The sequence below is a fragment of the Pseudomonas sp. LBUM1658 genome, from assembly GCF_059716055.1.
In genome coordinates this window covers 3,267,041-3,281,812 of the sequence record NZ_CP166798.1, presented here as the reverse complement: position 1 = coordinate 3,281,812, position 14,772 = coordinate 3,267,041, and the positions used below count along the sequence as shown (strand labels likewise).

Here is a 14,772-nt window from a genome sequence, read left to right as displayed (position 1 = left end):
CAGTCGTAAAACCGGTAACCAAGTTCCAACTGAAAGAACTCATTGCCTGATTTTAGGACCGCTACGCGCTCCAGCGGGAGCAAGCTCCCTCGCCACAGGTGCAATGTTCGTCTCAAAATCCTTGACTGACTAGCGTTGGGGCAAGCCCCCTCACCACAGGTATTGTGCCCTGCCCGGCTCCACCCCACACCGCGATGCGCGCAGCGCGGGCAGATCCGGCGGGGTTACCAGGTCAGTACTGCGCCGAGGGCGACGGTGTCGGTGTTTTCATTTTGGGCGACGGTGTCGTGGCCTTCGATTTCGAACTGGTTGTATTCGGCCACCAGCTTGAGGTTGTCATTGACGTCGTGGAACAGCGCGATCCCGCGGGTTTCATAATCCGCGCCGCTGCCGACCACGCCGTTGCCGTCGTCCTTGGTCTTGCCGTAGGACAGCGCCAGGCGGTTCTTGCCGAGTTTGTAGGAGCCCTGCAGCAGGTAGCCGTCACTGTCGACTTCACGCAGCGTCGGTTCGCCGGCGTTGTTGGTGAAGAACGGGTTGATGCCCTTGGCCTGGAAGCCCGAACCGGTCAGGGACAAACCGCCCATCTTCGCTTGCACGCCGTAACCGACGCCTTTTGAAGTGACTGACTGCACCGTGGAGTCGGTGTTTTCCGAAGTCTGGTAGCTGCCGTTGACCCAGCTGTAGATCTTCGCCCCGGCAACGTCGAACTGGTAGGTGATCTCGCTCTCGGTCCGTGGGTTTTCCTGATAGGCCTTGCCCAGTGGGCTGCTGTCGTTGGTGTCCACCGGGTCCATGATCCCCACCGCTACGCGCAAACCTTCCATGATCGGCGTGCGATAGGTGATCTGCGAGGTCGGGAACGGATACGGGTAGCCGGTGCCGATGTTGCCGAACGACACACCGCCGCCATCCACCAGCCCCAAGGTGTCGCTGACCTGACCGTAACCGGCGAGCATCTCGTCGAGCAGGATGTTGGAGCGGGCGAACAGCCCGAAGTCCTTACCGATAAGCACTTCGCCCCAGCCGGGATTGCCCACGGTGCCGTAGAACTGCCGCACATCAATGGCGGTGTCGGTGCCGTTGGTTTCGCTGTCGTTGATGGTCACCCAGAACGATGCCCGCGCACCGAGTTTCAAGTCATCGATTTGCTTGCCCATGTTGAAGCCCAGGTAGTTGGGCAAGAAGCCCATCTTCACCCGCGCCTGCCGACGGTCGAACTGCTCGCCCTCGCGGTCGACGTCGCTATTGACGTAGAAGGCGTTGATGTAGCCATCGGTGGAGAAAGTGGTCTGGTCCTTGTCATACAGCATGATTTCGGCCTTGGCCATGGAACTCATGCCAAGGGCCGACAGGCTGGCAATCAGTGCAGGCAAGAAACAGTGCTGAAAATTCTTATTGTTGTGCATGGCGCGCTCCGCAACCGGGGGACTTGATGTCGGAGGCGATTATCGAAAGGCAGGGCCGCGCCTTATATGCTGCCTTGGCGGCAATTGGCAGCTGCTTTGGATTGGCGGGAGTGGCCCGGCAAATTCGGTGTAAGACCAGACTGCTACGCGGTGCGAAACTTAAGGCTTATGAGCGCGGGTCGATGGGATGATCGACCCGTACTCGCAAACACATTGCGCCTGATTCACTACACCAGTTCACGCAACTTTTTCAGTTCAGCTGCAGCCAGGGGAATGCCGGTGCTGCGGGATTTTTCCCGTGCCTGATAACGTCGGTCACCCGGCATGCGCTGCAGCCCGACTGCATGCATCTGCCGCACCAGTTCTTCGCTGCGACTGGCGAAGCTGTTGCCGCCGGCCTTGGTCGGGTCGATCAGGATTACCAACTGGCCGGTCCAGGGTGTTTGCGCGCCGGGGTGGTTCGACCAGTCGAATTCAAAAGAAAAGTTGCCTCCGGTCAGCGCGGCGGCCAGTAGTTCAACCATCATCGACAACGCCGAGCCCTTGTGCCCGCCAAAGGGCAATAAGGCGCCGCCAGCGAGGATCGCGTGCGGGTCCCGGGTCGGTTGGCCCTGGCTGTCGACGCCCATGCCCGGCGGTAATTGTTCACCTTTGCGCGCAGCGATCTGCACATCGCCATGGGCAATGGCGCTGGTGGCCAGGTCGAAAACAATCGGCTCGCCCCCGTCACGGGGCGCGGCAAAGGCAATCGGGTTGGTGCCGAACAACGGCCGCTGCGCGCCATGGGGCACCACGCAGGTCATGCTGTTGACCACACTCAGGGCCACCAGCCCCTGCCTGGCGAAGGGTTCGACGTCTGGCCACAGTGCCGCGAAATGGTGCGAGTTGCGGATCGCCAACACCGCGATCCCGGCGCTGCGGGCCTTTTCGATTAGCAGTTCGCGGGCGGCAGCCAATGCTGGCTGGGCAAAACCATTGGCGGCATCCACCCGCACGAAACCCGAGGCGACGTCTTCGACAATCGGCTGCGCCTGGCCATCGACCCAACCGCTGGCCAGCGACGACAGGTAGCCGGGAATGCGGAACACCCCATGGCTATGGGAACCGTCGCGCTGCGCCCTGGCGCAGTTATCGGCGAGGATCCGGGCGACCTCCGTGGAGGTGCCGTGGCGCTCGAAGATCTGTTGCAGCAACTGGCTCAGCTCGGCAAGGGCAAGATGCTCTATCTCGGCCAATACAGGGTTAGATTGGGACATTGCGAAGCTCCGGGGACATTGTTATTGGGAGTGGGCTGCAGTGGCCTGACTATCCGATCATGCCAGTTACCTGTCAAATATTGACTTAATGACAGAAAACATTCACCTTCTGCTTCAAGCGCTGAATAACAACAGGAAACAGCCTTGAGCCAGCCCATCAAACAACGCCTTGAAAGCAGCTTGTTGACCGCCGCCGCCTCAGGCAGGGCGATCGCCAATTACATGTTGGCCAATCTTTACGAGTTGCCGTTTCAGACCTCGGCGGATATCGCCGCCAAGCTAGGCGTCAGCGAGTCCACCGTCGGGCGCTTCTGCCGCTCCATCGGCTACAGCCATTTCAAAGACCTGAAAAACGACCTGAAAACCGATCTGGGCGAAGGTCCATGGCTGGTCGGTGAACGCTTGCAGGAGTTCCGCCAGCAGTCGAGCCAGAGCCCCCAAGGCTTGCCGCGCAGTTTTGAGCTGGAAGTCGGCGCGCTTATGAAAGTCTACGAATACAGCCTGACCCCAGCCTGGCAAACCGTCAGTCAGCGCCTGGCCACCCGGCGCAAGGTGTTTGTCGCCGGTTTCCAGACCGAACGCGGTATCGCTGCATCCATGGTCCATCTGCTGCAGTACCTGCGCGATGGCGTGCAGTTGGTGGATGGCGCCGCCGGGCATTACGCCGACGTGCTGCTCAGTAACCCCGAGGAGTGTGCGCTGGTGGTGTTCGAAGCCCGGCGATATTCCCGTCACGCCCGGAACCTGTGTCGCAAGGCCCGCGAAGCCGGGATCCCGGTGACCCTGGTCACCGACACTTTCTGCGACTGGGCCGAACAACACGCCGATGAAGTGTTCCGCGTGCCCACCGAGTTCAACCTGTTCTGGGAGTCCACGGCGGCGATGCTGTCGCTGGTGCACCTGCTGGTCAACGAGGTGTGCAAGCAGTTGGGCCCCGAAGTCGAAAAACGTCTTGAAGCAACCGCTGCCTTACATAACGAGTTCGTTGGATATACATCCTCACCAGGACCAAAACAATAATCGAGGTGTCACTTGAAAAACGTCATTCGCTTTGCAGCTACCTGCGCAATGCTCATCGCCGGAGTCTCCGGGGCCCAGGCTGAAGTGCTGAAAATCGCCACCGAAGGCGCTTACCCGCCCTTCAACTATGTGGACTCGGACAACAAGCTGCACGGCTTCGACGTCGATATCGCCAACGCCCTGTGCGAACGCATGAAGGTCGAGTGCACGATCGTCGCCCAGGATTGGGAAGGCATCATCCCGGCGCTGATGGCGAAGAAATACGATGCGGTGGTGGCCTCGATGATTGCCACCGATGAGCGCAAGAAGAAGATTGCCTTCACCAATCACTACTACCGCACCCCGCTGTCGGTCGCGGTGGCCAAGGACTCGGCCATCACCGATGCCCAGACCAAGTTCAAAGGTCTGACAGTCGGCGCCCAGTCATCTTCGACCCAGGCGATCTACGCCGAAGATCATTACGCCCCGGCCGGTGCCGACGTGAAGTTCTACCCAACGCTGGACGAAGCCAACAGCGACCTCGCCGCCGGCCGCCTGGATGGGGTGATTGCCGACAAGTTTCCGCTGCTGGCCTGGGCCGAAAGCACCGGCAAGGACTGCTGCAAGATCATCGGCGACGTCAACGGCACCACCGCCGACGCCTCGATCGCCGTGCGCCAGGAAGACAACGCCCTGCGTGAACGACTGAACAAGGCGCTGGATGAAATCGTCGCCGACGGCACTTACAAAAAGATCTCCAGCCGCTACTTCGCCTTCGATATCTACTGAGCCCGCGGGTCCGCGGCACTGGCCCCGGACCTGTCCCCCTGACACCCCTGCCCCGCGCTCGCCCTGAGCGCGTCGGCGGCGTGCAGGCTTAATTTCGCGAGAGGGTTCGGGCATGTTCGAACATCTGTCACTGTTATCTTTCGCCAGCGGCGGCTGGGGCTCGGCCTTGCTGGCCGGAGCCCTGGTAACCATCGCCCTGGCCCTCAGCTGTGTGCCGATCGGTTTGCCGCTGGGCCTCGGCGTGGCCCTGGCAGCCCGTTCCAAACGGCGCTGGTTGCGGACTTCGGCCACGGTGTTTTCCACGGTGTTCCGTGGACTACCCGAGTTGCTGACCCTGCTGCTCATTTATTACGGTTGCCAGATCGCCGCGCAGAAGATCCTTGCTGCCATGGGCTACCAGACCGAGGTGACGATCAATACCTTTGTCGCGGCAATGATCGCCTTCAGCCTGGTATTCGCCGCGTTTTCCAGCGAAATCTGGCTGGGCGCCTTCAAGACCGTACCCAAGGGCCAGTTCGAGGCGGCCGCGGCGCTGGGTTTGTCCAAGGGCACGACGTTTCGCAAGGTGGTGCTGCCGCAACTGGCGCGTATTGCCCTGCCGGGCCTGTCGAATAACTGGTTGTCGCTGCTCAAGGACACTTCACTGGTCTCGACCATTTCCTTGGTGGACCTGATGCGCCAGACCAACCTGGCGGTCAGCGTGACCAAGGAACCGATGTTTTTCTACGCGGTGGCCTGCTTCGGCTATCTGTTTTTCTCGGCGTTGTCCGGTCGCTTGTTCCACTTTCTCGAACAGTACTTCAGCCGCCATCAACGGAGTGCCCGGCCATGAGCTTCGATGATCTGCTGAACCTGTTCCTCAGCCCCGAACTGCTCGAACGCTACGGCCCACGCTTTATCGACGGCTTGCTGGTGACCGGCAAATTGGTGGCGATCTCCTTCACCCTCGGCGCCCTGCTCGGCCTGCTGATTGCTCTGGGCCGGTTGTCGAGCAACCGGTTTTTGCGCAGTTTCACCGGCGCTTATGTGTACTTTTTCCGCGGCTCGCCGCTGCTCGCCCAGTTGTTCATGCTGTATTACGGCCTGGGTTCGTTCAAAAGCTTCTGGCAGGACGTCGGCCTCTGGTGGTTCTTCCGCGATGCCTGGTTCTGTACCCTGCTGGCCTTCACCCTGAACACCGCGGCCTATCAGGCCGAGATCCTGCGCGGCGCCCTGCTGGCCGTCGCCCAGGGCCAGCGCGAGGCGTCGAAAGCCCTGAGCCTGTCGCGCTGGACCACCTTTCGCAAAGTAATCCTGCCGCAGTCGTTGCTGGTGGCCATCGGGCCGCTGGGCAACGAGCTTATCCTGATGATCAAGGCCAGCGCCATTGCTTCGCTGGTGACCATCTATGACTTGATGGGCGTGACCAAGCTGGCCTTCTCCCGCAGTTTCGACTTCCAGATCTACCTGTGGGCCGCCGTGCTCTACCTGCTGATCGTCGAAGTGGTGCGCCGCAGCCTGAAACTGATCGAAGGCCGTCTCGGTCGTCATTTGAACTGATCCGATTTTCCCAGGCCGCCCCAGGCGGCCCATGTACCAGGGATTTACCCATGCATTGCGAAACCATCGTTCTCGGCGCCGGGATTGTCGGCGTCAGCACCGCCCTGCAGTTGCAGGCCCGCGGCCGCAAAGTGGTATTGCTCGACCGCCAGCAACCAGGCAACGGCACCAGCCATGGCAACGCCGGATTGATCGAGCGCGCCAGCGTCATCCCCTATGCGTTTCCGCGCCAGCTGTCGAAGCTGCTGCGTTATGGCCTCAATCAACAGTCGGATGTGCGCTATAGCCTGCGTTACCTGCCCAAGGCCGGTCCCTGGTTGCTGCAATACTGGCGTCATTCCGGGCCCAAGGGCCTGGCCGCCGCGACCCGCGCCATGCTGCCGCTGGTGGAGCGCTGCGTCAGTGAGCACGAGTTGCTGGCTGAACCGGCAGGCATGAATGGCCTGATCCAGGGCGGCGGCTGGATCGAAGCCTTCAACGATCAGGCGGCATTCGAAAAAGCCCAACAGGATGCCTTGGATCTGAGCGAGTACGGATTGAACTATGCAGTGCTCGACCGGCAGCGGATCCACCAACTCGAGCCTGGGCTGCACGCCGATGTGGTGGGAGGCCTGCACTGGCTGGACCCCAAGACCGTCAGCGATCCCGGTGGCCTGACCCGTGGTTACGCCGAACTGTTCCAGAAACGCGGCGGGACTTTTGTCCTCGGCGATGCCCTGAGCCTGCGCCAAAGCAATGGTCAATGGCAGGTGCAAAGCGAGCGAGGACTGATCACCGGCAATGAAGCAGTGGTTGCCCTCGGGCCCCAGGCCCGGGGCATTTTCGAGCCCCTGGGCTATCGCATTCCGCTGGCGATCAAGCGCGGCTACCACATGCACTACGCGGCCAAGGCCGGGGTGCAGATGCAGCATCCGATTCTCGACCCGGTGGGCGGTTACGTGCTGGCGCCGATGGTGCAAGGCATTCGTTTAACCACCGGCATCGAGTTCGCCGACAGCGACGATCCGATCAACGAAATCCAGCTGCGCCGCTGCGAAGAACTGGCGCGGCACTTCTACCCGCTGGGCGAGCGCCTGGATGCCGAACCCTGGCTCGGTCGCCGGCCGTGCCTGCCGGATATGTGCCCGGTGATTGGCCCGGCCAGTCGCCATCCCGGATTGTGGTTCAACTTCGGCCATGCGCACCACGGCCTGACCCTGGGCCCGGTCAGCGGCCGCCTGCTGGCCGAGATGATGACCGGCAGCATGCCGTTTACCGACCCGACACCCTACAGCGCCGAGCGCTTCCACTGATCGCTGGAGAGATAAGCATGCTATCTGCCACTGCCCTGCTGCAAACCCCGACGATCGCCGCCCCTGACACGCGCAAGGTGGTGGTCGATATCGCCGGACTGAACAAGTTCTATGGCGCCTTCCATGTGCTGCACGACATCGACCTGAAAGTCCGCGAAGGCGAACGCATCGTGCTCTGCGGCCCGTCCGGTTCCGGGAAGTCGACTCTGATCCGTTGTATCAACCGCCTGGAAATCGCTGAAAAAGGCCGGATCCTGATCGACGCCACCGACCTCTCGCAAAACACCCGAGAGGCTGCCAAAGTCCGCAGCGAAGTGGGCATGGTGTTCCAGCACTTCAACCTGTTCCCGCACATGAGCGTGCTCGACAACTGCACCCTGGCGCCCATCTCGGTCCGCAGTCTGCCGCGCAAGAAGGCCGAAGAACTGGCGCGCAATTACCTGAACAAGGTCGGCATCGAAAACCAGGCCGACAAATACCCCAGCCAACTCTCCGGCGGCCAGCAACAACGGGTAGCCATCGCCCGCGCGCTGTGCATGGAACCGAAGATCATGCTATTCGACGAGCCGACCTCGGCGCTGGACCCGGAAATGGTCAGTGAAGTGCTGGATGTGATGGTCAAGCTCGCCGGCAGTGGCATGACCATGCTTTGTGTCACCCACGAAATGGGCTTTGCCCGGCAAGTGGCCGAGCGAGTGCTGTTTCTCGATGGCGGGAAAATCATCGAGGATGCGCCGCCGAACGACTTCTTTGGCGCGCCAAAAAGTGCCCGGGCCAAAGCCTTTCTAGCGCAGATAGTGCATTAAGGTCGGAACACTCGACAGCTTGCGGTGACCCGGATGGGTGCCGCAGGTGCCTGTTCGAGCGGTGACATCCGGCACAAAAGCCGGAATTTTGCATGTTTATGTATCCACGGCGAGCTGGATACACTGCAATACAAAGGCCTGCGGGCAAGCCAGGAAAGGCTCGATATGCTGTGTCACAACCAGACACAGACAGGGCTGAGCAGATGGAACATGTCGATCACATTCTGATAGTCGATGATGATCGCGAGATCAGAGAACTGGTGGGCAACTACCTGAAGAAGAACGGGCTGCGCACCACGGTGGTCGCCGATGGGCGGCAGATGCGCAGCTTCCTTGAATCGACGCCGGTCGATCTGATCGTGCTCGATATCATGATGCCCGGTGACGATGGCCTGATGCTCTGTCGCGAGTTGCGCGCCGGCAAACACAAAAACACCCCGGTGCTGATGCTCACCGCCCGCAACGACGAAACCGACCGCATCATCGGCCTCGAGATGGGCGCCGACGACTACCTGGTCAAACCCTTCGCCGCCCGCGAGTTGCTGGCGCGAATCAATGCGGTGCTGCGGCGCACGCGGATGCTGCCGCCGAACCTGGTGGTCAGCGAAAGCGGCCGTTTGCTGGGTTTCGGTCGCTGGCGCCTGGACACCTCGGCCCGCCACCTGCTCGACCAGGACGGCACCCTGGTGGCCCTGAGTGGCGCCGAGTATCGTCTGCTGCGGGTGTTCCTCGATCATCCGCAGCGGGTGCTCAGTCGCGACCAATTGCTCAACCTGACCCAGGGCCGCGACGCCGACCTGTTCGACCGCTCCATCGATCTGCTGGTGAGCCGCCTGCGCCAGCGCCTGCTGGATGATGCGCGGGAACCGGCGTGTATCAAGACGGTGCGCAGCGAAGGCTATGTATTCTCAATGCCGGTGAAAGTCCTCGGGGCGCCGGCATGAGATTCTCCTTGAGTTGGCCGCGCACACTGGCTTCGCGGCTCTCGCTGATTTTTCTGGTCGGGCTGATTCTCGCTCAGGGGTTGTCTTTCGGCGCGCAGTTCTATGAACGCTACCAGAGCGCGAAATCGACCATGCTGGGTAATCTGGAAACCGATGTCTCGACCTCCATCGCCATTCTCGACCGCTTGCCGGCTGCCGAGCGTGCGGACTGGCTGCGGCGTCTGGATCGGCACAATTATGGCTACCTGCTGAACGCGGGCGAGCCCGGCACACCCCTGGAGCTGGCTGATGCGCCGGTCGCGATGCGCTCGATCGAGGACGCCATCGGCCATGATTACCCGCTGGTATTTACCGATATCCCCGGCCCGCAGAAACATTTCCAGGTGCACCTGCGCCTCGCCGATGACAGTCCGGTCACCATTGACGTCAGGCCGGCGATCATGGCGCTCTCTCCCTGGCTGCCGTTTGTCTTGCTGGGCCAGTTGGCGCTGTTGATCGGCTGTACCTGGCTGGCCGTGCGGATCGCCATCCGCCCGTTGACGCGGCTGGCCCGGGCCGTGGAAACCCTCGACCCGAACAACCACGCCATCCACCTGGACGAAACCGGGCCCACCGAGGTCGCCTACGCCGCAGCCGCCTTCAACGCCATGCAGAAGCGCATCGCTGCTTATCTCAAGGAGCGCATGCAACTGCTGGCGGCGATCTCCCATGACCTGCAAACCCCCATCACCCGCATGAAGCTGCGGGCCGAATTCATGGACGAGTCTGCCGAGAAGGACAAACTCTGGCAGGACCTGGGTGAAATCGAGCATCTGGTCCGCGAAGGGGTGGCCTATGCCCGTAGCGTCCACGGCTCCCACGAGGCAAGCTGCCGGATCGATCTGGATTCATTTCTCGACAGCCTGGTGTTCGACTATCAGGACATGGGCCAGGCGGTGCAACTGAGCGGGAAAAATGCCGCGGTGATCGATACCCGGCCCCATGCGTTGCGCCGGGTACTGGTCAATCTGCTGGACAACGCGCTGAAGTTCGCCGGCGCTGCGCAAATAGAGATCCACACCAGGGCCGATCGGAGTCTGTCGATCCAGGTGCTGGATCGCGGCCCGGGAATCGCCGAACAGGAACTGGCCCAGGTGCTCAAGCCTTTCTACCGGGTGGAAAGCTCGCGCAATCGAAGCACCGGTGGCACCGGGCTGGGCCTGGCTATCGCCCAGCAACTGGCCCAAGCCATCGGCGGCGTGCTGACCCTGCGCAACCGCGAAGGCGGTGGGTTGTGTGCGGAGCTCGAACTGGGCGGTCCGCGGTTGACCTGATAAATCGAGTCGCCTGCATCGCGAGCAAGCCCGCTCCCACACCAGGCCGCAGCTGTACACAAATTCCGTGTCCGCTGAAGATCACCTGTGCCATCAGGATCCACCAGGCCCCGGTTTGTATCGGACTGTGTATGAAGCGCTCCTGATACATCCGCTTTAGTTTGGGCCGCCACAGGACACAGGCCGGATACACCCCTGCGATTAACTCTGTCTACCGGCCTGACGTGTTGGTCGGGCGCACCTCTCTGACCCCGGATCAAAGGACATCAAGCTCATGCAGACCCATCGTTCTTCGACCTTGCCGCAGGCCTCCACCGTAGGGCTTGGCTTGCGTCGTTCGCTGCTCAACCAGCTGCGGGATGCCCCCGCGGGCAATTTCGATTTTCTGGAAGTCGCGCCGGAAAACTGGATCGGTATCGGCGGGGCCCATGGCGCTGCGCTGCGTTCGCTGGCCGAACGTTATCCGTTGTCCTGTCACGGGCTGTCACTGTCCCTAGGCGGCACAGCGCCACTGGACGTGGCTTTCCTGCAGGAAGTGCGGGTGTTTCTCGACCTGTACAAGGTGCCGCTCTACAGCGAGCATTTGAGCTACTGCAGTGACGACGGCCATCTTTACGACTTGCTGCCGCTGCCCTTCACCGAAGAGGCGGTGCATCACGTAGCGGCCCGTATTCGCCAGGCTCAGGATGTCCTGGGTCGGCGTCTGGCGGTGGAAAACGTCTCCTACTATGCCGCGCCGCAACAGGATATGGACGAACTCAGCTTTACCAATGCGGTGCTCCAGGAAGCCGATTGCGACCTGCTGCTGGACGTCAACAATGTCTACGTGAACTCGGTGAATCACCGCTTCGATCCCCAGGCCTTCCTCGCGGGAATCGCGCCCGACAGAGTGGTCGCCATGCATGTGGCCGGGCACTACGACGAATCCGACGACCTTAAAATCGACACCCATGGCGCTCCGGTCAAGCCGGTGGTCTGGGCATTGCTGGGCCAGGCCTATGCACGGTTCGGTGCTAAACCGACCTTGCTCGAACGGGACTTCAACTTCCCGGCCTTCGACGTGCTGGTGGCCGAGCTGAACATCATTCGCCAACTGCAAGCCAATCAGGTGGTGGCCCATGGTTAATCCAGTTGCAACCTTGCATCAGCAGCAACAGTCACTGACCCGCTATCTGCGCGATCCCGATAGCTGCCCGCCACCGGAAGGGATGGACCTGGCGCGGGTGCAGATCTATCGCGACCTGGTCTTCGAAAACCTGCTGTCGCTGCTGAGCGGGACCTTTCCGGTGCTGGTGAGCATCCTCGGCGATACCGACTGGCGAGTATTGGTCAGGGCGTTCTTGCGGGATTACCGCTCGCCCACGCCGAAATTTGGCGAAATCGCCAAAGAGTTCGTGGTCTTTCTTTCGGACGAGCCGGCGGTACTCAAGGACACTACATGGCCTGCGTTCATGGTCGAACTGGCCCATTACGAGTGGATCGAGATGGCACTCCAGCAGGATGAAGCCGAGCCCCTGCCCGCCAGCGATGGCTGGTTGTTGCTGGATCGCCCCTTGCAGGTTTCAGCGCTGGCCTGGCCCTTGGCCTACAGCTGGCCGGTCCATCAGCTGGGGCCCGATTACCAACTTGAGGCGCCGCCCGCCCAGCCGACCTTGCTGTTGATTCGTCGGTCGGTCGACTGGAGCGTGGGTTTTTCCGAGCTCAGCCCGTTGGCCTGGCGACTGCTGCAACGTATCGAACAGTTCCCCGAGCTGCCGGGGCGAGCCCAGTTGCAGGAACTGGCCGTCGAGGCCGGGGCCACCGACCTCAGCGACTTCATGGACAGCGGCCTGGTCCTGCTGCAGCAGATGCATGGCGAGGGAGTCATTGGCATAGCGAGTGACCAGTGACAGGTTTGCATCAATCACCGAGACCGGGCCGATCAAGGAATCGGCCCGCGACCGCCCTTAGAAAGTCCCCGGATAGGCGCCACCGTCCAGCAACAGGTTCTGCCCAGTGAGATACCCGGCGTGGCGGCTGCACATAAACGCACACAGCGCACCGAACTCATCAGCAGTACCGAACCTGCCGGCAGGGATGCCCCGGCGTTTGTTTTCCAGCGCCTGGTCAAGCGCCTGGCCGGCCGCACTGGCAGAGGCCTGAGTCGATTCGCGCAGGCGATCGGTGTCAAACAGCCCCGGCAGCAGGTTGTTGATCGTGACGTTATTGGAAACCAGCTGCGGCTGACGCGCCAATCCAGCAATAAAACCGGTCAAACCGCTGCGAGCGCCGTTGGACAGCCCCAATATGCCGATCGGCGCTTTTACCGCACCCGAGGTAATGTTCACGATGCGGCCGAATCCGCGTTCGGCCATATTATCGACGGTGGCCTTGATCAGCTCGATAGGTGTGAGCATATTGCCGTCAAGGGCGGCTATCCAGTCCTCGCGAGTCCAATTGCGGAAGTCTCCCGGTGGCGGACCTCCGGCGTTAGTGACCAGGATATCGACCACCGGACAGGCTTTTAATGCCGCTTCGCGCCCGGCGACGGTGGTGATGTCGCCCACCACGGTTTTAACCGTCACATTGCTGTTCAATAGACGCAGTTCAGCGGCTGTTTCTTCCAGCGCCTGGGGATTACGCGCAGTAATCACCACGTTCACCCCTTCCGCGACCAAGGCTTTGGCGCAACCTTTGCCAAGGCCTTTGCTCGCGCCACAGACCAGTGCCCAACACCCTTCGATTCCAAGTTCCATGCTGACCTCTCTATGAATGATTAAGTGATACGGGTCTGAGCCACCTTCGATAGCCTGGGTTGCCAGGGTCAATCGAGTTGCGGCCCGTCATACCCCTCGACAATGATCAGATCAATGATGGAAATGGGCTGGCGAATCTTCGCCGCGTCCTGATATTCCGGGGAGTTCCAGCAATCGATGGCAGCCTGATAACTGGGGAATTCGATCACCACATTGCGCGCCCGGCTCTGGCCCTCCACCGCCTCGAAACGTCCGGCGCGGATGACAAACCGCGCGCCGTACTTTTTATAAGCCACGGCGTTGGCCGTGGCGTAGCGCTGATACTCTTGCGGATCGCTGACGTCGACCCGGCCAATCCAATAACCCTTGGGCATAAATCCTCCAGCTCAATAGTGTTCAATCAATAGATAACGCTCAGTCGCCGACCGGCCCTTTGAGCAGCACCCAATAGGCAAATGCCGCGACCACTGCGACCACCGCGCTGACCATGAAGGCCGTGGCGAAGGAGCCTGATTGCTGGATGCTGAAACCGGTGACGATCGGCGCAATGGATCCGGCGATGTAGCCGCCAAAGTTCTGGATCGAGCCAAAGGAGGCAACCCGCCGAGTGGAGACAATGGTATTGGCGATCATCCAGGCCGTTGAACTGGCCAGGTTGATGCTGAACAACGCCAGGCACAGCAGCACCACACTCAGGGTCAGACTGCTGCCAAACGACAGCGGCAGGGTGAACATGGCCGCCAGCAACAGGCCGGAAATAGCCGTCACCTTGCGACTGCCCAACACGCTCATGCCGCGCTTGACCATGCGGTCGCAAATGCGTCCGGCGGCGATGGTGCCGAAGGCCCCGAACAGGTAAGCCAGCGAGACCACCCAGGCGGTTTTGTACAGACCCAGGCCATGCTCGCGCTCGAAGTAACCCGGCAACCAGGTGAGGTGCAGCCAGAGCATGTAGATGACGCCCATGAAACCCAGGACCGCGCCCCAGGTGCTGCGATGCTGGAACAGGCTCAGCCAGTCGGCGAGCAGCGCCTTGCGCGGTGCCGGCTCGGCGGTTTTTTCGGCGACCTCGGCAACCTCCGGCGACGCTTGACCGCTGGCGGCCAGCTCGGCCAGGTACTGTTTTTTGCTCTTGTAGAACATCAGCCAGCACGCGGCCAGGACAATGCCGATAAGCCCGGTGATGACGAACATCCCGCGCCAGCCGAAATTGATCATGAACAGCGTCAGCAACGGCGGCGCCAGGCACGGCCCGATACAGGTCGAAGACAGCACGATGCCGGTCGGTGTCCCGCGTTTCTCGGCCTCGAACCATTCCGACAAGGCCTTGGCCGCCGACGGGAACATCGGCGCCTCACCCACCCCCAGCAGGATCCGCAGGCCGATGAAGCCAGCAAAACTGTTCACCAGCCCGGATACCGATTGCGCAACGGACCAGGTCAGCAAGGCGGCGCCGAGGGAGATTTTACTGCCCAGTCGATCGATGATGATCCCCAGCGGCAGTTGGGCAAACGCGTAGGCCAGGGAAAACGCCGACAGCAGAATGCCCATTTGCGACGGGCTGATCAGCATGTCTTTCTGGATCGAGGTATTGGCTATCGAGAGCGCGCTGCGATCCAGATAGTTGACGATGCCGATCAGCAGTAACAACACCACGGTGATGCTCTGGTATTTCTTCAGGGACGAGGTC

The 14,772-nt window shown here is 61.3% G+C and carries 15 protein-coding genes; 10 read left to right on the top strand and 5 right to left on the bottom strand.

From position 1 onward, the window contains the following. Positions 1–224: 224 nt before the first annotated feature. Positions 225–1,409 (bottom strand): porin, encoded by a 1,185-nt coding sequence (locus tag ACA064_RS15060; RefSeq protein ID WP_497674057.1) that lies wholly within the window; start codon positions 1,407–1,409, stop codon positions 225–227. A 227-nt stretch (positions 1,410–1,636) separates the two neighbouring features. Further along, the gene (locus tag ACA064_RS15055) at positions 1,637–2,665 is read right to left on the bottom strand and encodes an Ldh family oxidoreductase (protein ID WP_497674056.1); all 1,029 of its coding nucleotides are present in this window, start codon (positions 2,663–2,665) and stop codon (positions 1,637–1,639) included. A 144-nt stretch (positions 2,666–2,809) separates the two neighbouring features. On the opposite strand from ACA064_RS15055, the gene ACA064_RS15050 reads away from it, so the two are divergent. The 10 genes from ACA064_RS15050 (at position 2,810) to ACA064_RS15005 (ending at position 12,236) form a co-directional block, all read left to right on the top strand. Beyond that, positions 2,810–3,685, top strand: coding sequence for a MurR/RpiR family transcriptional regulator (locus ACA064_RS15050; RefSeq protein ID WP_497674055.1), 876 nt, complete (start codon positions 2,810–2,812; stop codon positions 3,683–3,685). A gap of 12 nt (positions 3,686–3,697) precedes the next feature. After that, positions 3,698–4,453 carry a transporter substrate-binding domain-containing protein gene (locus ACA064_RS15045; protein ID WP_497674054.1) on the top strand — a complete coding sequence of 252 codons (756 nt, stop codon included), beginning with the start codon at positions 3,698–3,700 and terminating at the stop codon, positions 4,451–4,453. 112 nt (positions 4,454–4,565) lie between these two features. Then, a complete protein-coding gene (locus ACA064_RS15040) occupies positions 4,566–5,285 on the top strand; it encodes an ABC transporter permease (RefSeq protein ID WP_497674053.1) in 720 nt (239 codons plus the stop codon). Further along, positions 5,282–5,992 (top strand): ABC transporter permease, encoded by a 711-nt coding sequence (locus tag ACA064_RS15035; RefSeq protein ID WP_497674052.1) that lies wholly within the window; start codon positions 5,282–5,284, stop codon positions 5,990–5,992. Before ACA064_RS15040 ends, ACA064_RS15035 begins: the two co-directional genes overlap by 4 nt. A gap of 50 nt (positions 5,993–6,042) precedes the next feature. Continuing rightward, the gene (locus ACA064_RS15030; protein ID WP_497674051.1) at positions 6,043–7,284 is read left to right on the top strand and encodes an NAD(P)/FAD-dependent oxidoreductase; all 1,242 of its coding nucleotides are present in this window, start codon (positions 6,043–6,045) and stop codon (positions 7,282–7,284) included. Positions 7,285–7,301: 17 nt separating this feature from the next. Further along, complete coding sequence (locus ACA064_RS15025; RefSeq protein ID WP_497674050.1) at positions 7,302–8,090, top strand: amino acid ABC transporter ATP-binding protein; 789 nt, start codon at positions 7,302–7,304, stop codon at positions 8,088–8,090. A gap of 203 nt (positions 8,091–8,293) precedes the next feature. After that, the gene (locus ACA064_RS15020; RefSeq protein ID WP_497674049.1) at positions 8,294–9,034 is read left to right on the top strand and encodes a response regulator; all 741 of its coding nucleotides are present in this window, start codon (positions 8,294–8,296) and stop codon (positions 9,032–9,034) included. Then, positions 9,031–10,347 carry a sensor histidine kinase gene (locus tag ACA064_RS15015; RefSeq protein WP_497674048.1) on the top strand — a complete coding sequence of 439 codons (1,317 nt, stop codon included), beginning with the start codon at positions 9,031–9,033 and terminating at the stop codon, positions 10,345–10,347. Before ACA064_RS15020 ends, ACA064_RS15015 begins: the two co-directional genes overlap by 4 nt. 274 nt (positions 10,348–10,621) lie before the next feature. Beyond that, positions 10,622–11,473 carry an HvfB family MNIO-type RiPP peptide maturase gene (locus ACA064_RS15010; RefSeq protein WP_497674047.1) on the top strand — a complete coding sequence of 284 codons (852 nt, stop codon included), beginning with the start codon at positions 10,622–10,624 and terminating at the stop codon, positions 11,471–11,473. Beyond that, positions 11,466–12,236, top strand: coding sequence for an HvfC family RiPP maturation protein (locus tag ACA064_RS15005; protein ID WP_497674046.1), 771 nt, complete (start codon positions 11,466–11,468; stop codon positions 12,234–12,236). Before ACA064_RS15010 ends, ACA064_RS15005 begins: the two co-directional genes overlap by 8 nt. A 57-nt stretch (positions 12,237–12,293) precedes the next feature. On the opposite strand, the gene ACA064_RS15000 is transcribed toward ACA064_RS15005, so the two are convergent. The 3 genes from ACA064_RS15000 to ACA064_RS14990 all read right to left on the bottom strand — a co-directional run bounded on the left by ACA064_RS15000 (position 12,294) and on the right by ACA064_RS14990 (position 14,762). Next, the gene (locus ACA064_RS15000; protein WP_497674045.1) at positions 12,294–13,082 is read right to left on the bottom strand and encodes an SDR family oxidoreductase; all 789 of its coding nucleotides are present in this window, start codon (positions 13,080–13,082) and stop codon (positions 12,294–12,296) included. Positions 13,083–13,150: 68 nt separating this feature from the next. After that, on the bottom strand, positions 13,151–13,456 hold the full coding sequence (locus tag ACA064_RS14995) for a DUF1330 domain-containing protein (RefSeq protein WP_497674044.1): 306 nt from the start codon (positions 13,454–13,456) through the stop codon (positions 13,151–13,153). Between the two features lie 40 nt (positions 13,457–13,496). Further along, the gene (locus ACA064_RS14990; RefSeq protein ID WP_497674251.1) at positions 13,497–14,762 is read right to left on the bottom strand and encodes an MFS transporter; all 1,266 of its coding nucleotides are present in this window, start codon (positions 14,760–14,762) and stop codon (positions 13,497–13,499) included. Between the last annotated feature and the right edge of the window lie 10 nt (positions 14,763–14,772).